The sequence below is a fragment of the Sinosporangium album genome, from assembly GCF_900100605.1.
GTDB lineage: Bacteria > Actinomycetota > Actinomycetes > Streptosporangiales > Streptosporangiaceae > Sinosporangium > Sinosporangium album.
This window is the reverse complement of the sequence record NZ_FNCN01000006.1, coordinates 81,636-103,549: the sequence shown is the minus strand read 5'-3', so window position 1 is coordinate 103,549 and position 21,914 is coordinate 81,636. Positions and strand designations below refer to the sequence as shown.

Sequence of the window (21,914 nt, the reverse complement as noted above, 5' to 3'; positions counted from 1 at the left end):
CGATGAAGCCGCCTTTCAGGGACATGCCCTGAAAGGCGGCTTTGTCGTTCACCGGAACTCCAGGCGGGTGCAGAGCCAGAGCGTGCCGTGCCGTTCCAGGCGCATCGCGAGAGCGTGGGCGCGTTCGCCGCACCACACGGTGAAGCACATCTCGATCGCCTCAGGGGTGGGGTGCTGCACTCGCGGCTCGCCCGCCCGCGGGGCGGGGAGAGCGCCGAGGCTTCCCGCCGCGGCCAGCAGGTCGCCGTAGCCCCGGCCGTTCATCCGGCTCGCCACGACATGGTCGGGGCACCGCCCGGCGAGCACGTCGGCGACGGCCTGGCCGAGCTCCCGCAGCCGACCAAGGCTCGGCGGGCATCCGCGCCACTCCAGGATCTTGCCGTCGAGCTCCTCAGGGAGCCACTGAGGCGCGTCTGACGGGCCGGCGAACGGTGGCTCCGCCGGACGGGCGGAGGCGACGGCGGGCACGTGGACGTTGCGGCGGGGGCGTTGCGGCATGGGATCTCCAGGGCGGTGGGGGAGACGTCACCGCCGAAGGAGTTTCCGGTCCCACGCACGGATACGCGGAATCGGAGCCGCCTGGGCTCAGGGAGGGGTGATCCGGTCATCTGGCGGCCTCGCGCCCCGGACGGCGTTGAATCGGCCGAGCCCGTGAAGGGGTTTCGGTCACCGGCCCCGCCGACGGCGGCCCCTATGCCGTACGGCTTCCGCCTATGGCACGCCGGCCGGGCCACCGCGACCGGGGGCGAGGCCAGGCTGTACGGCTGCCGCCTGCCGCACGTCGGCAGGCTCGTCGCGACCGGGGGCGGGGCCGAGCTGTGCGACGGGCTCGCGGCGTCGGCCGGATCCACGGCGAGGAGGGCCACGGGCCGGGCCGTACGGCGGTGCGGCGTGGCTGGGCTGCCGGATGGGGGACCGGCCGGTATGGCGGTGCCGTACGTCAGGAGGCCGGTTGGGGCGGCGGTTCGGCCTGGTCCGGTGGGGATGGCGAGGATGCCGAGGATGCCGAGGGCGGCGGGGTGGGGGCTTCCCCGGCGTCCTCGTCGGGTTCGGGTTCGCGGCCCGGTGTCATGATGTTCAGCCGTTTGATGAGGAAGGTGAATATAACGTAATAAATCACCCCATAGATCACGCCAAGACCCATGATCAGGCCGAGGTTGTTGGTGTTGCTCTTGCTGGCGTTCATGAGGGCGTCGAGGAGGCCGGCCGAGAAGCCGAAGCCGAGCCAGCCGTCGAAGGCGGCGGTGATGGCGAGGGATGCGCCGGTGAGGACGGCGTGCACGATGAACAGCACCGGGGCGACGAAGACGAAGGCGAACTCGATGGGCTCGGTGATGCCGGTGACGAACGAGACAAGCCCGCTGGAGAGCATGATGCCGCCGACGGCCGCACGGCGGTGGAGCGGGGCGCAGCGCCAGATGGCGACGGCGGCGGCGGGCAGGCCGAACATCATGACGGGAAAGAAACCGCCCATGAACTCACCGGCGCCCACCTGCCCGGCGAAGTAGCACTTCATGTCGCCCGCGGCGTTCTGCACCGAGCCATCGACGCCGGCCTCGCAGCCGGGGATGGTGAACCACACGATGGAGTTGAGCACGTGGTGCAGGCCGAGTGGGATCAGAAGCCGGTTGACCAGACCGTAGATGCCGGTGCCGATGGTGGCGTGGGTGGCGAGCCACTCGCCGAACTGGGTCACCCAGTTGCCCACGGTGGGCCAGATCAGGCCGAACGCGACGCCGAGGATGAGGGCCACGACCGCGGTGACCATGGGGACGAAGCGCCGCCCGCCGAAGAAGGCCAGCCAGGCGGGGAGTTTGACCCGGTGGTAGCGCTGCCACAGGATCGCGGTGACGAGCCCGATGAGGATGCCGCCGAGGACGCGGGTCGGGTTCTCGGCGGAGTAGTCGACCGCCAGGGTCGGCGTGCCGTCCTCCAGGATGGTGTGGGAGACCTGGTGTTGTTCCGTGGAATCGAAGAACATCAGACGGATGACGCGATCCCACACGAGGTAGCCCACGACGGCGGACAGGGCGGTGCTGCCGTCGGACTTCCTGGCGAACCCGATGGCCACTCCGACCGCGAACAGCAGCGGTAGGGCGTCGAACAGCGCGTCTCCGGCCCCGTTCATGATCTTCGCCACCTGGTCGAGCCAGGGGACGTCCCACCGCCCGAGCAGATCGGGCTCCCCGAGCCGCATCAGGAGGGCGGCCCCGGGCAGGGCCGCGATGGGGAGCATGAGGGACCGGCCGATGCGGGAGAGGACGGCGAGGCCGACCGCGAAGGAGGACGTGGTGGTTGGCAGATCCGCGCCCGCGGAGGAAGGGGAACTCATCGGGCGTTTCCTCCAGGGGATGGGGGGTGGGAGGAGTCAGCTTCGCCGTGTGGGTCTCTCTAGCACCGTGCGGAGCTGGTAGCGGTCGGCGCGGTAGGTCGAGACCCCGAGTTCGGCGCACACGCCCCCGGAGAACGACCGCCGCTGCAACAGCAGCACGGCGCCGCCCCGAGGCAGTTTGAGCAGGTCGGCGTCGCTCGGGTCGGCGATCCCGCCGTCGATGGTGAGCTCGCCGCCGTCGAGGACCAGGCCGTATCTCGTTTCGAGCAGCGCGTAGAGCGACCGGTTCGTCAGATCCTGCTCGGCGAGGTCGGGGGCCAGGGCCACCGGGATGTGGGCCCGCTCGATGCACAGCGGTTCACCATCGGCGGTGCGGAGCCGTTCGATGAAGTGAACTTCGTCACCCGGCGGGATGCCGAGCTCGCGGGCGAGGTGGGCGCTGGCGCGCACGATGCGGCGGTCCAGGTCGCGTGAGCCGGGCACCATGCCCCGCGCCCGCATATCGTCACTGGTGGAGGTGAGTTGGAGCGCAAGTTCGATCTTGGGGCGGGCGACGAAGGTGCCTTTGCCGGGCACCCGCTGCAGCCGCCCCTCGGAGACCAGGTGGTCGACGGCCTGCCGCACGGTCATGCGGGACAGCCCGTAACGGTGGCAGAGCTCTCTTTCGGACGGGATGGCCGCGCCGATGGGCAGCTCGTCGCTTTCGATCAGGTCGAGCAAGATCTCGCGGAGCTGGAAGTACTTCGGCACCGGGCTGTCCGGGTCGATCTCCGCCACGGGATCCTCCTCTCGATCTGAACTGCGTCATGGGTTATGGTTCGTACTGGTCTAGTCCGGACTAGACCACAGGCCGGAAATGAGTGTCAATGTATACACCAGCGACGGATCTGTAACGGCCAGATATCGTCGCCGAGCCACCAAGGGATGGGCGCGAGATGACGACCAAGATGCGCAGCGAGATCGCCGAGCAGCCGGCCGCTCTTAGGGCCACACTGGACGCGTTGCTCCCGAGGATCGACGAGGTCAAAACCCTCGGAGAACAGACCAGGCAGCTCTTGTTCATCGCACGCGGCACATCCGACAATGCCGCAGTCTACGGCCGTTACCTCGTTGAGGCACACACGGGCCGACTGGCCACTCTCGCCGCGCCGTCGATCGCGACGACCTACCGGCGCAAGCTCGACTTGAACGGAGTGCTCGCGGTGGCGCTCTCCCAGTCGGGGCGCACCGAGGAGATCGTGGAAACCCTGGCGTGGGCCAAGGACTGCGGGGCCCGGACGGTCGCGATCACGAACGGCGGCCCGCAGAGCCCGCTCGCGGAGGCGGCCGACCTCGCGCTGTGCACGCTGGCCGGCGAGGAGAAGGCGGTTCCGGCCACCAAGACGTACACGACGCAGCTCGCGGCTCTCGCCGTACTCGGCCTGGGGCTCGGTGCGGACGTCGACCGAGGCGACCTGCGGAGGGTGCCCGACGAGGTGGAGAAGCTGGTCGGCGAGCCGGGCGACCTGGCCGAGATCGTCGAGGGCCTCGCGGACAAGCCCGGCGTGGTGGTGTCGGGCCGCGGCCTGGTCTTCTCGACCGCGCTGGAGCTGGCGCTGAAGCTCAAGGAGGCGTGCTACCTCCACGCCATGGGCCTGTCCTACGCCGACCTGCTCCACGGGCCGATCGCGGTCGTCGACGAGGACACTCCGGCGATCCTGGTGGCGGCCGGTGAGGGGCCGACCCTCCCCGGCACGATCTCGCTGGCCGAGCGGGTCGTCGGCGCGGGTGCCGCGGCGTACGGCGTGGGCGGCGGCGACGGGCTCGCCTCGGCCGCCAACGCCTCGCTGCGCGGCCCCGACCTGCCGGAATGGGTGGCCCCGCTGGGCCTGATCGTGCCCGGACAGCTGCTGACCGAGGCCCTCGCGCGCCGCCTCGGCATCGACCCGGACGCCCCGCGCGGCCTGAACAAGGTCACGCAGACCGACTGATCCTCTCAAGCTCTGGTCGTCACCGGGGGCTGGACGCGACCATAATGCGCAGCATTGTTCTTGACAGGGAGGACGACATGGCCGCAGATGCCCAGGCGCTCATCGCCGGACTCGGTGGTGCCGACAACATCATCGAGATCGAGCCCTGCATCACCCGCCTGCGCACGGAGGTGCACGACGCCTCCAAGGTCGATCAGGTCGCCCTCCGGGCGGCCGGTGCCCACGGGGTGATGGCCGCCGGCAATGTCGTCCAGGTGGTGGTCGGCCCGGAAGCCGACACGATCGCCAGCGACATCGAGGATCTCATCGGCTGACCCCCTGCCCGGCGATCCCGGGTGGGACGGTGCGCACCAGAGAGGTGTCATGGCGGAGTGTTCAAGGACAGCCCGGTCCGCACCGGGGCCCGCGCGAGCACGATCATGACAGCGGTCCTCGCCCCCGTGGAGGGCGCGGTGGTCGCTCTGTCCGTCGCACCCGATCCGGTGTTCGCGGCCGGGATGGTGGGGCCGGGTTCGGCCATCGACCCGGCCAGGCGCCCCGGCAGAGCGGTGTCGCCCATCACGGGAAGGATCATCAAGCTCCATCCGCACGCCTATGTGGTGGTGGGCGACGACGGGAGGGGCGTCCTGGTCCACCTGGGCATCAACACCGTGCAGCTCAGAGGTGAGGGGTTCGAGCTGCTGGCGTCCGAAGGCGACCGGGTCGCCGCCGGGCAGCCGGTGGTCGCCTGGGACCCCGCCGTGATCGAGGCCACCGGACGCTCACCGGTGTGCCTGGTCGTGGCGCTGGACGCGCTCGCCGACTCCGTGACCGACCTGGTGCGGGGGCCGGTGCTCGCCGGAGACGAGCTTTTCCGATGGGGATGAGACGCCTGAGCGTGGGAGCGCCGGGCCCGAGACGTCGAACCGGGTGCGTGGAACCACCCGGATGAGGAAGGCGAGGAGGAACCGTGCCCGAACGCAAGGTCATCGTCGAGTCCGAGGTCGGTCTGCACGCTCGGCCGGCCGCTCTGTTCGTGCAGACCGCGGCCAAGGCCTTCATCGAGGTCACCGTGGCGAAGGGCGCGGGCGAACCGGTCAATGCGAAGAGCATCCTGTCGGTGCTGGCTCTGGATGTGCGCCAAGGGGAGGCCATCGTGATCCGGGCCGAGGGTGAGGGCGCGGACGCGCTCCTCGACGAGCTCGCCGCCATCGCCGCGGCCTCCTGAAGGCCGGCACACGTGGAAGCGCTGGCCGGGGCGGGGGTGAGCCCGGGAGTGGGTTTCGGGCCCGTCCACCGGCTGGTCGGCGGCGTTCCGACCCCTCCCGCCGACGCGCGGCACGACGGCGACGCGGCAGCGGCTCGGCGTACGGCGCTCGCCGCGCTCGAACGGGTGGCGGCCGAGCTCGCCTCGCGCGGTTCGAGTGCGGGGGACGAGGTGCGGGCGGTACTCGACGCCGAGGCGATGATGGCCCGCGACCCCAGTCTGGCCGACCGCGTCACGCGGCTGATCGGCGAGGGCATGGCCCCGGCGCTCGCCGTACACCGGGCGTTCGGCGCCTATCGCGAGATGTTCTCGGCCGCCGGAGGCTATGTGGCCGAGCGGGTGGTGGACCTCGACGACGTCCGCGACCGCGCCGTCGCGCTTCTCATGGGCCTGCCGATGCCCGGCGTGCCGCTCGTCGCCGAGGAGCCCTACGTGCTCGTGGCCCGCGATCTGGCCCCGGCCGACACCGCCGTGCTGTCCAAGCACGTGGTGGCGGCGCTGGTGACGGAGGAGGGCGGGCCGACCAGCCACACGGCCATCCTGGCGCGCGCCCTTGGCGTGCCGGCGGTGGTGGCCTGCCCGGGGGCGACAGCCGTACCCGAGGGCACGCCGCTGCTCGTGGACGGCGCCTCAGGCGTCGTACGGCCGGCGCCGACCGCCGAGGAGGTCGACGACGCCAGGAGGCGCGCGGCGGCCCGTGAGGCGGCGCTGGCGCGCAGCAGAGGGCCGGGGGTGACCAAGGACGGCACGGCGGTGCCGCTGCTGGCCAACATCGGCGGCCCCGGCGACATCGCGGCGGCGGTGGCCCACGGCGCGGAGGGGGTCGGGCTGCTGCGCACCGAGTTCCTCTACCTCGGCCGCCGCGACGCCCCGGGGGTCCGGGAGCAGGCGGAGGTGTACCGCGAGGTGCTGGCGGCGTTCCCCGGGGGGCGTGTCGTCGTGCGCACGCTGGACGCGGGGGCGGACAAACCGCTGGGCTTCCTGCCGTCGGCCGAGGAGGCCAACCCCGCGCTCGGGATGCGCGGCATCCGGATGTTCCGCCACGATCCCGGCGTGCTCGCCGACCAGCTCGCCGCGCTCGCGCTGGCGGCTCGGAACGCTCCCGCTCGGCTTGACGCTCCCGCTCGGCTTGACGCTCCCGCTCGGCTTGACGCTCCCGCTCGGCTTGACGCTCCTGCCCGGCCTGATGCTCCCGCTCGGCTTGAGGTGATGGCTCCGATGGTGTCCTCGGGCGCCGACGCCGCCTGGTTCAAGGCCTTGTGCGCCGAGGCGGGGCTGGGGGAGGCGGGGGCCATGGTCGAGGTGCCGGCGGCAGCCGTACGCGCGCGAGAGATCGCGGAGGAGGTCGACTTCCTGTCGATCGGCACCAACGACCTGACGCAGTACGCGTTCGCCGCCGACCGGCAGGTGGGGGCGCTGGCGGGGCTCCAGGACCCGTGGCAGCCCGCCCTGCTCGACCTGGTGGCGATGGCGGCGGACGCCGCCGCGGGCGCGGGTCGGCCCTGCGGGGTGTGCGGGGAGGCCGCGGCGGACCCGGTGCTCGCGTGCGTGCTGGTCGGGCTGGGGGCCACGTCGCTGTCGATGGGCGCTCCGGCGCTGCCCGCCGTACGCGCCGCCCTGGCCCGGCACACCGTGGAGCAGTGCCGCGCGGCCGCGGCCGCCGCGCGGCGGGCCCGTTCGGCGGGGGAGGCGCGTATGGCGGCCCGCCGGCACCTGCCTGACCTGGATGATCTGGGTTTGTAGAGGTATTGGCGGCTTTAGGTAGATACCTTGGTCGGCATGTCTCGGTTCGTGCGCGTGTCAGGATTAATGATCACATTGGTGTTGGCCAGCGGATGCGGAGCGGTCGCAGCGCCGACGCCGTCCGCCGACTCCACCCGCACCGCGGCACCCTCCGACGCCCCGAGCTCCGCCGCGTCCCCGGCAGACCCCCCGGCCGCGTCCCCCACCGAGCCGTCCGCAGGGGGGACGTCGTCGCGCGACCCCGTGCGGACGGTCCTGGAACGCCTCACCGTCGAGGAGAAGGTCGGCCAGCTCTTCATGCCCGTCATGTACGGCGCGACCGTCACCTCCTCCTCCCCGGATAACCAGGCGAAGTTCGGCGTGCCCACGCCGGCCAAGGCGGTCGCGAAATACCGTCCGGGCGGCGTGATCATTTTCCCCTGGGCCGGCAACGTCAAGAACATCAAACAGGTCGTCGCCCTGACCAACGGCCTTCAGGACGCCTCGCCGAAGGTCCCCCTGCTCATCGGCGCGGACCAGGAGAACGGCCGCGTATCCCGCCTGGCCCCCCTCGTCACCCCCCTGCCCGCCGCCAAGGTCATCGGCGACACCAGGGACCTCTCCCTCGCCCGCGCCGCCGCCAAGGTCACCGGCACCGAACTGCGCGCCCTCGGCATCAACCTCGACTTCGCCCCCGTCGCCGACGTCAACATCAACCCCGACAACCCGGTGATCGGCGACCGCGCCTACGGCTCCAACCCCACCCGTGTCGCCTCCATGGTCGGCGCGGCGGTCAAGGGGTTCCACGACGCACGCGTCGCCAGCACCGCCAAGCACTTCCCCGGCCATGGCGACACCAGCGTCGACAGCCACACCGGCCTCCCCGTGATCAACCACACCCGCGCCCAGTGGGAGCGGCTGTCCGCGCCGCCGTTCCGCGCGGCGATCCGCAACGGCGTGGACGCGATCATGAGCGCCCACGTCGTCATGCCCAAGCTCGACCCCACGGGCGACCCCGCCACGCTGTCCAAGCCGATCCTGACCGGCCTGCTCCGGGAACACCTCGGCTTCAACGGCGTGGTGTCCACCGACGCGCTCGACATGGCGGGCGTGCGCGATAAGTACGGCGACGCCGAGGTGGCCGTGCGGGCCATCCTGGCTGGGGTCGACCTCCTGCTGATGCCGCCGGACATGGACAAGGCCTACCAGGGGGTGCTCAGAGCCGTGAAATCCGGACGTATCCCCGCAAAGAGGCTCGATGAGTCGGTCACCCGTCTGCTCAAACTGAAGGCCGCCCGGGGGCTGCTCGCCTCCGCGCCGCGAGCCGACGCCGCAAAGGCCGCGACGGTGCTGCGCTCGCCCGAACACCGGGCCCTCGCCAACAGCCTCGCCAACGGCGCCGGGAGGCGCTGAGCCGTCACAGGCCGGGTTCAGGGGCGCACCCGACCCAGGGGGAGGGGGCCGCGCCGTACGGCCCGTCGGCCCTGAGAGCTGCCGAGGCGGCCCGGGCTACGCCGGCCGGCCCGGCGAGGTGAGGCGCGCTATGGCCGAGACGACCTCGGAGGGATTGCCGAGGTCCGGCAGCACCAGGTCGGCGCCGGCCTCGTGCAGCTCGGCCGCGGTGGAGCGGCCCGAGGCCACCGCCAGCATGGCGGCGCCGCCGATCCTGGCCGCCTGCACATCGCGGGTGGAGTCGCCCACGAACACCGTGTTGGCCGAAGTGAACGGCACGCCGAACCTGTCCTTGGCCCGTCCCTGGGCCACCTGCAGCAGCGTGGCCTTGGGGTAGACCTCCTCGCCGTAGCCGCCGATCGTGAAATCCACGTATTTGTGCAGGCCGAACGCGGTCAGCTTGTGCACCGCGTTGCCCTTCACCGTGCCCGACAGCACCGACTGCACGACCCCGTCGAGCTTGGCCACCGCCTTGAGCGCCTCCTTCGCGCCCGGCATCATGCGCCCCTCCGACGCCAAGCGGCCCTTGCGCGCGGCGAAGGCCGCCGTCAGCGCGTCGAGGAACCGGGGCAGGTGGTCGTCCTCGGCGGGCACGCCGTTGACCGCCAGCGTCTCGAAGACGATCTCGGAGTCGGGGCGGCCGTTCGCCGGGGCGAGCTTGACCAGGGGTCTCCCGGTGACCTGCCGGAACGCCTCGGCGTAGGCGTCCCGGGTGACGATCGCGGTGTCGACCAGCGTGAGGTCGACGTTCCAGAGCACGAGGCGGTTAATCGCGGTCCTCCGATGGGTGATCTCGACCCGCTCAGCGTAAGGCCGCCGTGGCTCCCGGCGAACTCGCCCCGGCTATGCCGTACGGCACATGCCGGACATGCCGGACATGCCGCGGGTGCCGGGTGCGGCGGGTCAGGCGTGCTTGAGGGCGTCGGCGAGGGTGTCGACCACGGGAACGCCCAGGGCCTCAAGGTGGGAGCGGTGGGTGGTGCCGCCGGTGTAGAGAACGGCCCGGGCCCCGATGTGCCGGGCCGCGTGGGCGTCGTCGACGCTGTCGCCGATCACCAGCACGTCGCGTGCCTCGACGCCGAGCACGGCGATGTGGGCGGCCATGTGCTCGGCCTTGTGGCCGCCTGGAGTGCCGATGAGGCCGTCGACCCGGGTGAAGTGCCGGTCGAGGCTCATCTCACGCACCTTCGGGAGCAGCCGGTCGTGGGACCACATCGACAGCAGCGACTGGCTGCCGCCGGAGGCGGTCCAGGCCGCGAGCCCGGTCTCGGCGCCGTCGGAGAGCCCGCATCGCGCCATCATCCGGTGGTAGTGCTCGTGGAAGCCGGTGTCGAGCCGCTCCCACTCGCCGTCGAGAAGGGAACGGCCCAGCATGCGCTCGTAGGTGAGCCAGATGGGACGGGTGTAGACCTCGCGGAAGGACTCCACCGTCAGCATGTCCAGCCCGTAGGAGGCGAATATCGCGTTCGTCGCCTCTACGACCGCATCGATGTCGTGAAAGAGGGTCCCATTCCAGTCCCACACGATATGCGTCACTCGCACCGCCAATCCCCCCATGAGGCCAATGCGTAGACTACCCCGCCGCTGATCGGAGAAAGCGGACCGCCCTCACCGGAGCAGGTCGGGGATCTCCTGTGTGGCATACCACATGAGCTCGTGGGCCTCGGCGCCGTCGACCGTGAACTTGGCGTCGTCGTCGCCCTTGTCGGCGGCGGGCAGCGCGCCGACGGCCGCGTCCACATCGGGCACCGCGGAGAGGTCGTCCACATGCACGGAGGCCACGGCGGAGAGCGGCACCGGGGCGTAGAGGCGGACCCGGGCGCGCTCTTCGAGACCCACGCCCGCCGAGACGGTGTCGTCGCCGACCTCGGCCGCGACCACGACCCGGCGCGAGACGACGTCGAGGCCGTCGCTGCGGTCGGCCGCCAGCATGCGCAGCGAGGCGCGGGCGGCCTCCGTCAGGGCGACGTATTCCAGCTCCTCGGTGTCACCCGAGACATACCACTCGACCAGTGCGGGGGTGACCGCGTAGCCGGTCAGCGGGGCGGGGCCGAGCTCTCCCGCGGCGGCCATCCTGGCGAGCGCGGGAATTGTGCACGGCAGATAGACGCGCATGGCGTTCCTCGTTCTGTTGCGTTCTGCTGCAACGATTCTGATGCGGCTTTCGGTGATGCCCTTGAGTGTGCCAGTCCCGGGCCGTCCCGTGACGGCCAACACGGGTCGCTGGTGTCACAGAGGCCACACAATGCGTGGGTTGAGCCGTTCGTGTGTGCTTGCGGGCGAGAGCCGTACGGTCAGACCACCCTGAGCGGCACGCCGAGCAGGGACTCCAGCTCGCCGATGGTGGTGGTGGCGTCGGTATGGTGCACCCCGGTGATGCCCAGGGCCTCGGCCGCGGCGATGTTGGAGACGATGTCGTCGACGAACACGCATTGGCCGGGGCTGAGCCCGATGACGCCGAGCGTGTGGTGGAAGATCCGGGCCTCGGGCTTGCGCATGCCCACCTCGCCGGAGATCACCACCTCGTCGAAGGCGCCGACCCAGCTCTCGCGGGGATAGTCGTTGCCCCAGGAGTTGGAGAGCAGGCACGTCTTCAGGCCGGCGGCGCGGGCGGTGCGCAGCATCGCGTACATGGGCTCGACCGGTTCGAAGGCCGCGAACATGCGGTTCAGCAGGCCGTCCGCCAGGGGCGGCACGCCGTCCAGCGTGAGCAGCCGCGAGGCCAGGTCGCGTTCGAACTCCCGGGGGTCGATCTCGCCTCGCTCCAGCGCGTGGATCGGGTTGACGGGGGAGTCGAAGCCCGGGCCGTGCCCGCTCCTCGCGCTCGCCGCCACCTCGTCCATGATCGCGCTTTCCAGCGCCGCGACGGTGATCGCGGTGGCGCTCGCGGCGGCGTTCAGGGGCTCTCCGGCGGCCTTCCCGTCGGCCCTGCCCGCGGGCTTCCCGTCGGCCCTGGTGGCGGCCCTGGTGGCGGCCCTGCTGTCGGCCCTGTCGCTGTAGGCGCCCTCGTCGTAGGCGGAGGCGACCATATCGCGCATGACCTCGCGGTAGCGGTTGGCGTCGATGCGGTCGGCGGCAACCCAAGCCATGATCGAGTCGTACATCCCAGTGGTGAGGACACCACCCCAGTCGATCAGCACTCCCTTGTACATATGACCTCCGAGTCCGTCCTTAAAGGGTAGACATCCCCGCGAACCCACTCATCGGGGTGCGGGAGGTCGGCCCTATGTGGGGGGACGACACGCTGTGCGGCCGGGTTATGTGGGGGCCGGGGATGACATTCCGCCGGGGCATCGTGAGGATGGTTGCCATGGTCGAGGAAGGCGCATTGCTCTGGGAGCCCACCCCGGAGGTCGTGAAGAACGCGAGGGTCACTCAGTATGCCGAATGGCTCGGCCGACCGGGTGTGACCTATCAAGATTTGTGGCAATGGTCGGTAGATAATCCGGACGCGTTCTGGGTTTCGATCTGGGACTACTTCCAGGTGCTGGGCCACCGGGGTGACGGGCCGACGATCACGGGGCGCATGCCCGAGGTCGAGTGGTTCGCGGACTCCACGCTCAACTACGCCGCCAACGCGCTGCGCCGAGCCGAGACCGACCCCGACAAACCCGCCGTGATCTCCCGCGACGAGACCGGGGCCCGCCGCACCCTGACCCTCGGCGAGCTGGCCGACGAGGTCGGCCGGGTCCGCGCCGGGCTCGTGCGGCTGGGCGTGGGACGCGGCGACCGCGTCGCGGCCTACATCTCCAACGTTCCGGAAGCGCTGATCGCCTTCCTGGCCACGGCCGCCCTGGGCGCCGTCTGGTCGTCCTGCTCGCCGGACTTCGGGGCCGCGAGCGTGATCGACCGCTTCACCCAGATCCAGCCCAAGGTCCTGATCGCGAGCGCGGGCTACTCCTACGGCGGCCGGTGGTTCGACCGGACCCCCGTCGTGGCCGACATCGCCGCCGCGCTGCCCTCGCTCGCCGCCACCGTGGTCGTCGGGTCGCCCTCGGCCGCGGGACCGTCCTCGACCGCAGGCTCTCCCTCGACCGCGGGCTCTTCCTCGACCGCGGGCTCTTCCTCGGTCGCAGGACCGTCCCCGGTCGCCGGGGCGTCCTCCTGGGAGGAGCTCCGGTCGGTCGCCAAGCCCCTCGCGTTCGAACCCGTGCCGTTCGGACACCCCCTCTGGGTGCTCTACTCCTCGGGCACGACCGGGCTCCCCAAGCCGATCGTGCACAGCCACGGCGGCATCGTCCTCGAACACCTCAAGGCGCTCTCCTTCCACCAGGACCTGGGCGACGACGACGTCTTCTTCTGGTACTCCACGACCGGTTGGATGATGTGGAACTACCTCGTCGGCGGCCTGCTGGTGGGTGCCACCGTCGTGCTCTACGACGGCAGCGCGGTCCATCCCGACACCGCCGCGCTCTGGCGGATCGTGGCGGAGGAAGGCGTGACCTACTTCGGTACGGGCGCGCCCTATTTGACCGCCTCCATGAAGGCCGGGCTCAAGCCCGAGGGCCTCACCGCGCTGCGGGGCATCGGGTCGACGGGCTCACCGCTGCCGCCCGAGGGCTTCGCCTGGGTCTATGACATCAAGCCCGAGGTGCAGCTCGGGTCGTTCTCCGGGGGTACCGACGTGTGCACCGGCTTTGTGGGGGGTGTCCCGCTGCTGCCCGTGCGCGCGGGCGTGATCCCCTGCCGCTGCCTGGGCGCGAAGGTCGAGTCGTACGGCCCCGCCGGCGAATCCGTGACCGACGAGGTCGGCGAGCTGGTGGTCACCCAGCCGATGCCCTCCATGCCGGTCATGTTCTGGAACGACCCGGGCGGCGAGCGCTACCGCGAGAGCTACTTCGCCGACTACCCGGGCGTGTGGCGGCACGGTGACTGGATCAAGATCCAGGCCGACGGCGGCTGCGTGATCTACGGCAGGTCGGACTCGACCCTCAACCGGGGCGGGGTGCGCATGGGCACCAGCGAGTTCTACCGGGTGGTCGAGCGGTTCGACCAGATCGCCGACAGCCTGGTGATCGACACTGGGACACTCGGGAAGGAAGGCCGCCTCCTGCTCTTCGTGGCGATGAAGGAAGGCCACACGCTGACCGACGGGCTGATCATGCAGCTGCGCCGTACGCTCCGCACCGAGCTGTCCCCGCGGCACGTGCCCGACCAGATCCGGGAGGTGCCCGGCGTGCCGCGGACGCTGTCGGGCAAGAAGCTGGAGGTCCCCGTGCGCAAGATCCTCCTCGGCACGCCCCCCGAGCAGGCGGCCAACCTGGACGCGATGGCCAACCCGGAGGTGCTGCGCCACTTCGTGCTCCCTCCCCGCACCGGCGGCAGGTGAATCACCGGCACGCCCGCATGATTGATCCCGACCCGGGCATGGCTTAATGAAAAGGACGAGGCGGTGCCGTACGGCGTGTGCGGCACTCGTGCCTGCGCCGCACACTATGCGGCCATCTTCGAAAAGCTCGACGGGGGCAAGAGACGATGGACGACAAAGATCGCGCATTGGCCGAGGACCGAGTCGATGCCGGTGAGGCTCCGCTCACCACCGACCAGGGAATCCGCGTCGACGACACCGATAATTCGCTGCGCGCCGGGGAGCGCGGCCCGACGCTGATGGATGATTTCCACGCCCGCGAGAAGCTCACGCATTTCGATCACGAGCGCATTCCCGAACGCGTGGTCCACGCGCGCGGCGCCGGGGCTTACGGCCATTTCAAGGTGACCGACCCGCTGACCGACCACACGATCGCGCAGTTCCTGACCGACACCTCGCTGGAGACGCCCGTCTTCGTGAGGTTCTCCACCGTGGCGGGGTCGCGCGGATCCTCCGACACGGTGCGTGACGTGCGGGGATTCGCGGTGAAGTTCTACACCCAGCAGGGTAACTTCGACCTCGTCGGCAACAACTTCCCGGTCTTCTTCATCCAGGACGGGATCAAGTTCCCGGATTTCGTGCACGCGGTGAAACCCGAGCCGCCGAATGAGATCCCCCAGGCGTCCTCGGCCCACGACACCCTGTGGGATTTCGTGGGACTCCAACCCGAGACGACCCACATGATGATGTGGCTCATGTCCGACCGGGCGATTCCGCGGAGCTACCGGATGATGCAGGGATTCGGGGTCCATACCTTCCGACTCGTCAACGCCGAAGGCGTGTCGACATTCGTGAAGTTCCACTGGCGTCCGCTTCTCGGCACCCACTCGCTGGTGTGGGACGAGACGCAGAAGGTGGCGGGAAAGGACCCCGACTTCAACCGCCGCGATCTGTGGGAGGCCATCGAGACGGGCGATTTCCCGGAATGGGAGCTAGGCGTCCAGCTCATTCCCGAGGAGGACGAGGGGAGGTTCGACTTCGATCTGCTCGACGCCACGAAGATCGTGCCGGAGGAGCTGGTGCCGGTGCGGCCGGTGGGTCGCCTGGTGCTGGACCGCAACCCCGACAACTTCTTCGCCGAGACCGAGCAGGTGGCCTTCCACCTGGCGAATCTGGTGCCCGGCATCGACGTCACCGACGACCCGCTGCTCCAGGCGAGGCTGTTCTCCTACCTGGACACCCAGTTGATCCGCCTGGGCGGCCCCAACTTCCCGCAGCTCCCCGTCAACCGGCCGATCGCCGAGGTGCGCAACCACCACCGCGACGGCTACCACCAGAGCGTCATCCACACGGGGCAGGCGTCCTACCACCCGAACACGCTCTCGGGCGGTTGCCCGGTGCTGGCGGGGGAGGGCGCCTACGTCCACTACCCGGAGCAGGTGAACGGCCCGAAGATCCGTAAGCGTGCGGTGAGCTTCGCCGACCACTACAGCCAGGCCACGCTGTTCTGGAACAGCATGTCCGCCTGGGAGCGCGATCACATCGTCGCCGCGTTCCGCTTCGAGCTGGGGAAGGTGCGCCGAGCCCAGATCCGCGCGCAGGTGGTGGCCAACCTCAACAACGTCGACCACGATCTCGCGGTCAAGGTCGCCGAGGGGGTCGGCGTGGATCCGCCGCCGCAGGGGCCGGTCAACCACGGGCGGTCATCGCCCGCGCTGAGCCAGGACCGCCAGCCGCAGAGCGCCGCGACGCGGAAGGTGGCCATCCTGGTGGCCGACGGTGTGTCCGCGGCCGACGTGGCCGCGGTGGCGTCGGCGGTCGACGACATCGGGGCGATCGGCGAGGTGCTCGCGCCGCGGGACGGCATGGTGAGGGCCGCAGACGACGGGAACGTCGGTGTCACGCGGGCCCTGCCGACCGTCGGCTCGGTGCTCTACGACGCGGTCGTGGTGCCCGGGGGCGAGGAGAGCGCGCGGACGCTCGCCAAGGACGGCCTTGCCGTACATTTCCTCGCCGAGGCATTCAAGCACGGCAAGACGGTCGCCACGGTCGGGGCGGGCACCGCGCTGCTGGAGGCGGCCCGGCTCGACACGGGCGAGGGTGTGGTCAGGGGCGAAGGCCCGGCGGACGCCGCGTTCCTGGACGCGCTCACGTCGGCTCTCGCCGTACATCGGCACTGGAACCGGGACGTTGACCGCGTCCCCGCGTGAGGGGCGCCCTGGGCGGAGGTACGGCAGAGGTCATTGTCGTCTCAACTATCACTGATGTCCCATCAGTTTTCCGTTGCCGTGCGTGTCGTGCATGCAGGTAGTTGGCAGAGTTGGTCACATTCTGGTTACCGAATGGCATCTCCGACATCTCAGTACGCCAGCGGAACCGGGGCGGGGGACCGTACGATTGGCCAGGGACGGCGGAGATTCGCCGTATCGCGCCGTATTTGTGTGATGTGTTGTCTGGGATCGCGCGGATGTTGCGTCTGTGGGGTCCAACGGGAGGGGGCGTGCTAGATGAGCGCTCAGTGCGCCCCCACATTGACGTTTGTCGGCATTTCGGGTGATATCAGGTGCGAAGGCGTATGCGCTCAGTCAATGGCGACTGAGTGGATAGGGGGTACCTGGTGTGCATGCGAGCGGTACTGGTGTGCCGCCGTGTCGCAGAAGGGCCCCTATGGGATGCTTATTCCACCGCCTCCTCTGAGCGAGACCTCACCCTCTCCGACCACGAGATCATGAGCTCGCCACGCACTCGATCCCCCCAGACGACGCAACGGATCCGGCGCGGCTCCCCCGCGACGCCACTCCCGGTCTCGGCGCCGAGCTGTCCCCGCGTACCGGGGTGGATCCCCGGCGGCCGGGCGTCCGCGACCAGGCGATGCGGCAAGGTCCGCCATACCGGTTGATGAGCGCTCTCTGATCGGGTCCCACTGTGAATCCACGTGAAATTAGGCAATACCCCTCACAAAGGAGTGAGAGCGACATGCCGCTCGAAGAGGCAAAGGACGAACTGCTGCAGCGCGCCGCCCAGGCGTGCGCGCACGCGGCAGGCAGTGAACACATGACCTCTGAGGAGGCCCTGGCCTTCCTGCGTGTCTACTTTCGGCATGTCGCGCCGGAAGACCTGCTCGACCGCAGCCCCGAGGAGATCTGCGGCCCGGCCGTCCGGCAGCGGATCCACGCCGCGCACCGCCCCCAGGGGCGCGCGCTCGTGCGGGCCTACAACCCCACGTTGGAGGAGGACGGCTGGGAGTCCAGCCGTACCGTGGTGGAGGTCGTCACCGACGACATGCCGTTCCTCGTCGACTCGGTCACGATGGAGATCGACCGGCACGAGATCGGCGTCCACCGGACCCTCCACCCGCGGATGGGTGTGCGCCGGGACCTGACCGGGCGGATGCTCGGCCCCGACCAGGCCGATATGAGCGGGCAGATGCTCGTCGAGTCGTGGATGCACATCGAGATCGACCGGCAGAACGACCCCACCGTGCTCAAGCAGTTGGAGGCCGACCTCCAGCGGGTGCTCGAGGACGTGCGTTACGCCGTGGAAGACTTCGCCAAGATGCGGGCTCTCGCCGTACAGACGGCGGGGGGGCTGCGCAAGGAGCCGCCGGCGCGGCTGGATCAGGTGATGGTGGACGACACCGTTGACCTCCTCGAATGGCTTGAAGACGGGCATTTCACGTTCTTGGGGTATCGCGAGTACCGCCTGGAGGACGACGACACCCTGCTGGCGGTCCCGGGAACCGGGCTCGGCATCCTGCGTCCCGACAAGGCGGGCTCGGATAGCTTCGCGGCCATGTCGGCGGAACTGCGGGCCAAGGCCCGCGACCGGAAGCAGATGCTGATCGTCACCAAGGCCAACACCCGGGCCACGGTGCACCGCGCCGCCTACCTCGACTACATCGGCGTCAAGCTGTACTCCCCCGAGGGCGAGGTGATCGGCGAGCGCCGCTTCCTCGGGCTGTTCACCCACGTCGCCTACAACGAGTCGATCTCCCGCATCCCCGTGCTCAAGCGCAAGCTCGCCGAGGTGCTGGAGCGTGCCGGGCTGCCCGCCGACTCCCACGACGGCAAAGATCTGATCGAGATCCTGGAGACCTACCCGCGCTCGGAGCTCTTCCAGATCTCCGTCGAGGAACTGCTGCCGATCTCCCTCGGCGTGCTGCGGCTCCGCGAGCGCAAGCAGGTCAAACTCTTCCTGCGCCGCGACGACTACGGCCGCTACGTCTCCTGCCTGATCTACCTCCCGCGTGACCGCTACACCACCGAGATCCGGCTCAAGATGCAGGACATCCTGCTCAGCGCCCTCGGCGGCGCCTCCCTGGACTACAGCGCCATGGTCGGCGAGTCCGCCCTCGCCCGCCTCCACGTCGTCGTGCGCGGCGAACGCCGCAGGCCCCTCCTCGCCGAAGACGTCGACGCCGAAGACCTGGAGATCCGCCTCGCCGCGGCGGCCCGCTCCTGGCAGGACGACCTGACGGTCGCGATCGCCGAACTCCGCCCCGAGGCCGCGGCGAGCACCCTCATCAAGCGTTACCACGCGGCCTTCCCCGAGGGATACAAGGTCGACTTCCCGCCCCGGGTGGCCGTCAGAGACCTGCACCGGCTCGAACAGCTTGAGCACGCGGGCCCCGACGAGATCGGAATCAACCTCTACGAACCGGTCGGCGCCCCGGACGGCGAACGCCGCCTCAAGATCTACCGCCTGGGCGAGCCCATCTCGCTGTCCCACATGCTGCCTCTGTTGCAGCGCCTCGGCGTCGAAGTCGTGGACGAGCGGCCCTACGAGATCGACCGCGACCACGACCCCGCGACCAAGAACGCCTGGATCTACGACTTCGGCATCCGCTACACCCCGTCCGACACCGTGGACAAGGCGGACTTCAAGAGCCTCTTCGAAGACGCGCTCCACGCGCTGTGGCGCGGCAGGGTCGAAAGCGACGGCTTCAATGCCCTCGTCCTCTCCGCCGGCCTCACCTGGGAGCAGACCGAGATCCTGCGGGCCTACGCGAAATACCTCCGCCAGGCCGGCAGCACCTTCAGCCAGCGCTACATGGAGAACGTGCTGGGCGGCAACGTACGGCTGGCGCGGCTACTCGTCCGGCTCTTCGAAGCCGCCCACGACCCCCACAGGCCCGACGCCGTGCGTGGCGAACTGCGCGACGCGCTGGTCGAGGAGATCCTCGGCGCCCTGGACGAGGTCGCCTCCCTCGACGAGGACCGCATCCTGCGGGCCTACCTGGAGATGATCCAGGCCACCCTGCGCACCAACTACTTCCAGACGGTGGACGGCGTGCGCAAGCCGTACATCTCCCTGAAGTTCGACCCGCAGGCGATCAGCGTGCTGCCGCTGCCCCGGCCGAAGTTCGAGATCTTCGTCTACTCGCCGAGGATCGAGGGCGTACACCTGCGCTTCGGCAACGTGGCCCGAGGCGGTCTGCGCTGGTCGGACCGCATGGAGGACTTCCGTACCGAGATCCTCGGGCTGGTCAAGGCCCAGATGGTCAAGAACACCGTCATCGTCCCGACGGGCTCCAAAGGCGGCTTCGTCGTGAAGCGGCCGCCCGTGGGCGGCGGGCGCGACGAGCTCATGGCCGAGGGCATCGCCTGCTACCGCACCTTCATTTCCGGCCTGCTCGACATCACCGACAACCTGGTGGACAACGCCGTCGTGCCGCCGCCGGACGTCGTCAGGCACGACGAAGACGACCCCTACCTCGTGGTCGCCGCCGACAAGGGCACCGCGACGTTCTCCGACATCGCCAACAGCGTGTCCAAGGACTACGGGTTCTGGCTCGGCGACGCCTTCGCCTCCGGCGGATCGGTCGGCTACGACCACAAGGCCATGGGCATCACCGCGCGCGGCGCGTGGGAATCGGTGAAGTACCACTTCAGGACCATCGGCCACGACGTGCAGACCACCGACTTCACCGTCGTCGGCGTGGGCGACATGTCCGGAGACGTGTTCGGCAACGGCATGCTGCTCTCGCGGCACATCCGCCTCGTCGCCGCCTTCGACCACCGGCACATCTTCATCGACCCCACCCCCGACGCCGAGCAGTCCTTCGCCGAACGGCTCCGGCTGTTCGAACTGCCGCGCAGCTCCTGGGCCGACTACGACCCCAAGCTGATCTCCAGGGGCGGCGGGATCTGGCCGCGTACGGCGAAATCCATCCAGATCACCCCGCACATGCGTGAGGCGCTCGGCATCGCCGAAGGCATCACCGCCCTCGCGCCGAACGACCTGATCGGAGCCGTACTGCGCGCCCCCGTCGACCTCCTGTGGAACGGCGGCATCGGAACCTACGCCAAGGCGTCCACGGAATCCCACGCCGACGTGGGCGACAAGGCCAACGACAACCTGAGGGTCAACGCCTCCGAACTGCGCTGCAAGGTCGTCGGCGAAGGCGGCAACCTCGGCTTCACCCAGCTCGCCCGCATCGAGTTCGCCCTGAACGGCGGGCTGATCAACACCGACTTCATCGACAACTCCGCAGGAGTCGACACCTCCGACCACGAGGTCAACATCAAGATCCTGCTCGACCGGGCCGTGCGCGACAGTGAGATCACCGACGAGCAGCGCGACCAGGTCTTCATGGACATGACCAACGAGGTCGCCGGGCTGGTGCTGCGCGACAACTACTCCCAGAACGTCGTCCTGGCCGCCGCCCGAGCACAGGCGGCGGAGATGCTCCACATCCACACCCGGCACCTGCGCAGGCTCGAACGCGACGGACTGGTCAACCGGGAGCTGGAATTCCTGCCCTCCGACAAGGCCCTCGCCGAACGCCGCCAAGCCGGGCTCGGACTGACCGCCCCGGAGTTCTCGATCCTGCTGGCTTACACCAAACTCGTCGTCGAATCCGAGCTCCTCGCCTCCGACCTCGCCGACGACCCCTACCTCGCCTCATGGCTTGTGTCCTACTTCCCGACGGCCCTGCGGGAGCGCTTCCGCGACCACATGGACAGCCACCCGCTGCACCGCGAGATCATCACGACCACCATCGTCAACGACCTCGTCAACGCCAGCGGCACCACCTTCATGTTCCGGCTCGGCGAAGAAACCGGCGCATCCACCGCCGACATCACCCGTGCCTACCTCGTCACCCGCGAAGTCTTCGACTTCCCGTCCTACTGGCAGGCCATCGAGGAACTCGACAACGAAGTCGACACCCTGACCCAGCTCGCCATGCTCCTGGAAGGCCGCAAACTCATCGAACGCGGCACCCGCTGGCTCCTCGCCAACCGGCGCCCTCCCCTCGACCTCGAATCCACCGTCAGTCACTTCGCCAAGGGCATGAACGGGCTGATCCCCCACATCCCCGGCCTCCTCGCCGGTCGCGACCTCGTGACCTTCGAAGAGCGGAGAGACAGCTACATCGCCCGAGGAGTACCCGAAGAACTCGCCACCCGCGTCGCCTCCATGGTCCCCGCCTTCTCCACATTCGACCTCGTGGAGGTCGCCTTCCAATCCGGGCGTCCCATCCAAGAAGTCGCCGAGGTCTACTTCGACCTCGCCGACCGCCTCCAACTCGCGCGACTCCGCGAAAGGGTCATCGCCCTGCCGCGCGACAGCCGGTGGAACTCCATGGCCCGCGCCGCCCTCCGCGACGACCTGTACGCCGCCCACGCCCGCATCACGCTCGACCTCCTGACCCGCACCACCTCCGGCCTTACCCCCGAAGAGCGCCTGGTCCAGTGGACCGAATCCAACTCCGCCGCAGTAGCCAGGTCCAGACAGACACTCTCCGAGATCTGGGAAAGCGACAACTTCGACCTGGCCACCCTCTCAGTCGCCCTCCGCGCCATCCGCACCCTCGTCGCCACCAGCAGTCTCCCCGACACCGAAGCCTGACCCGAACCACCCTGGGGGCGGCTAACCCCGCCC

16 protein-coding genes are annotated in these 21,914 nt (G+C 69.7%); 9 read left to right on the top strand and 7 right to left on the bottom strand.

Translation table 11 applies throughout. The features are described 5' to 3' along the window. Window positions 1-48 precede the first annotated feature (48 nt). The 3 genes from BLQ73_RS08215 to BLQ73_RS08205 all read right to left on the bottom strand — a co-directional run bounded on the left by BLQ73_RS08215 (window position 49) and on the right by BLQ73_RS08205 (window position 3,109). The gene (locus tag BLQ73_RS08215) at window positions 49-498 is read right to left on the bottom strand and encodes an Rv3235 family protein (protein ID WP_093169772.1); all 450 of its coding nucleotides are present in this window, start codon (window positions 496-498) and stop codon (window positions 49-51) included. 442 nt (window positions 499-940) lie between these two features. Continuing rightward, a complete protein-coding gene (locus BLQ73_RS08210) occupies window positions 941-2,332 on the bottom strand; it encodes a PTS transporter subunit EIIC (RefSeq protein ID WP_093169771.1) in 1,392 nt (463 codons plus the stop codon). 36 nt (window positions 2,333-2,368) lie between these two features. Beyond that, window positions 2,369-3,109 (bottom strand): GntR family transcriptional regulator, encoded by a 741-nt coding sequence (locus tag BLQ73_RS08205; RefSeq protein ID WP_093169770.1) that lies wholly within the window; start codon window positions 3,107-3,109, stop codon window positions 2,369-2,371. A 158-nt stretch (window positions 3,110-3,267) separates the two neighbouring features. Between BLQ73_RS08205 and BLQ73_RS08200 the strand changes: the two genes are divergently transcribed. The 6 genes from BLQ73_RS08200 (at window position 3,268) to BLQ73_RS08175 (ending at window position 8,683) form a co-directional block, all read left to right on the top strand. Beyond that, window positions 3,268-4,302 carry an SIS domain-containing protein gene (locus tag BLQ73_RS08200; protein ID WP_093169769.1) on the top strand — a complete coding sequence of 345 codons (1,035 nt, stop codon included), beginning with the start codon at window positions 3,268-3,270 and terminating at the stop codon, window positions 4,300-4,302. Between the two features lie 77 nt (window positions 4,303-4,379). Continuing rightward, on the top strand, window positions 4,380-4,616 hold the full coding sequence (locus tag BLQ73_RS08195) for a PTS sugar transporter subunit IIB (RefSeq protein WP_093169905.1): 237 nt from the start codon (window positions 4,380-4,382) through the stop codon (window positions 4,614-4,616). A gap of 105 nt (window positions 4,617-4,721) precedes the next feature. After that, window positions 4,722-5,168 (top strand): PTS sugar transporter subunit IIA, encoded by a 447-nt coding sequence (locus BLQ73_RS08190; protein WP_093169904.1) that lies wholly within the window; start codon window positions 4,722-4,724, stop codon window positions 5,166-5,168. 83 nt (window positions 5,169-5,251) lie between these two features. Beyond that, window positions 5,252-5,509, top strand: coding sequence for an HPr family phosphocarrier protein (locus tag BLQ73_RS08185; RefSeq protein WP_093169768.1), 258 nt, complete (start codon window positions 5,252-5,254; stop codon window positions 5,507-5,509). Window positions 5,510-5,521: 12 nt separating this feature from the next. Continuing rightward, window positions 5,522-7,291, top strand: a complete 1,770-nt coding sequence (locus BLQ73_RS08180; RefSeq protein ID WP_093169767.1) for a phosphoenolpyruvate--protein phosphotransferase — start codon at window positions 5,522-5,524, stop codon at window positions 7,289-7,291. Between the two features lie 66 nt (window positions 7,292-7,357). Further along, window positions 7,358-8,683: a glycoside hydrolase family 3 protein gene (locus BLQ73_RS08175; RefSeq protein ID WP_093169766.1), complete on the top strand. Its 1,326-nt coding sequence runs from the start codon at window positions 7,358-7,360 to the stop codon at window positions 8,681-8,683. A 96-nt stretch (window positions 8,684-8,779) separates the two neighbouring features. Here the strand turns inward: BLQ73_RS08175 and BLQ73_RS08170 are convergent, their stop codons facing one another. From BLQ73_RS08170 to BLQ73_RS08155, 4 genes are all read right to left on the bottom strand, one after another. Beyond that, window positions 8,780-9,481 carry an HAD family hydrolase gene (locus BLQ73_RS08170; protein WP_093169765.1) on the bottom strand — a complete coding sequence of 234 codons (702 nt, stop codon included), beginning with the start codon at window positions 9,479-9,481 and terminating at the stop codon, window positions 8,780-8,782. A 144-nt stretch (window positions 9,482-9,625) separates the two neighbouring features. Further along, complete coding sequence (locus tag BLQ73_RS08165; RefSeq protein ID WP_245690892.1) at window positions 9,626-10,264, bottom strand: HAD family hydrolase; 639 nt, start codon at window positions 10,262-10,264, stop codon at window positions 9,626-9,628. A 66-nt stretch (window positions 10,265-10,330) separates the two neighbouring features. Beyond that, the gene (locus tag BLQ73_RS08160; protein WP_093169763.1) at window positions 10,331-10,837 is read right to left on the bottom strand and encodes a DUF6912 family protein; all 507 of its coding nucleotides are present in this window, start codon (window positions 10,835-10,837) and stop codon (window positions 10,331-10,333) included. 179 nt (window positions 10,838-11,016) lie between these two features. Continuing rightward, window positions 11,017-11,874, bottom strand: a complete 858-nt coding sequence (locus BLQ73_RS08155) for an HAD family hydrolase (protein WP_093169762.1) — start codon at window positions 11,872-11,874, stop codon at window positions 11,017-11,019. Window positions 11,875-12,032: 158 nt separating this feature from the next. Between BLQ73_RS08155 and BLQ73_RS08150 the strand changes: the two genes are divergently transcribed. The 3 genes from BLQ73_RS08150 (at window position 12,033) to BLQ73_RS08140 (ending at window position 21,881) form a co-directional block, all read left to right on the top strand. Next, window positions 12,033-14,051, top strand: coding sequence for an acetoacetate--CoA ligase (locus tag BLQ73_RS08150; protein ID WP_093169761.1), 2,019 nt, complete (start codon window positions 12,033-12,035; stop codon window positions 14,049-14,051). A gap of 146 nt (window positions 14,052-14,197) precedes the next feature. Beyond that, on the top strand, window positions 14,198-16,240 hold the full coding sequence (locus tag BLQ73_RS08145; RefSeq protein WP_093169760.1) for a catalase: 2,043 nt from the start codon (window positions 14,198-14,200) through the stop codon (window positions 16,238-16,240). 766 nt (window positions 16,241-17,006) lie between these two features. After that, the gene (locus BLQ73_RS08140; RefSeq protein WP_093169759.1) at window positions 17,007-21,881 is read left to right on the top strand and encodes an NAD-glutamate dehydrogenase; all 4,875 of its coding nucleotides are present in this window, start codon (window positions 17,007-17,009) and stop codon (window positions 21,879-21,881) included. Window positions 21,882-21,914 lie beyond the last annotated feature (33 nt).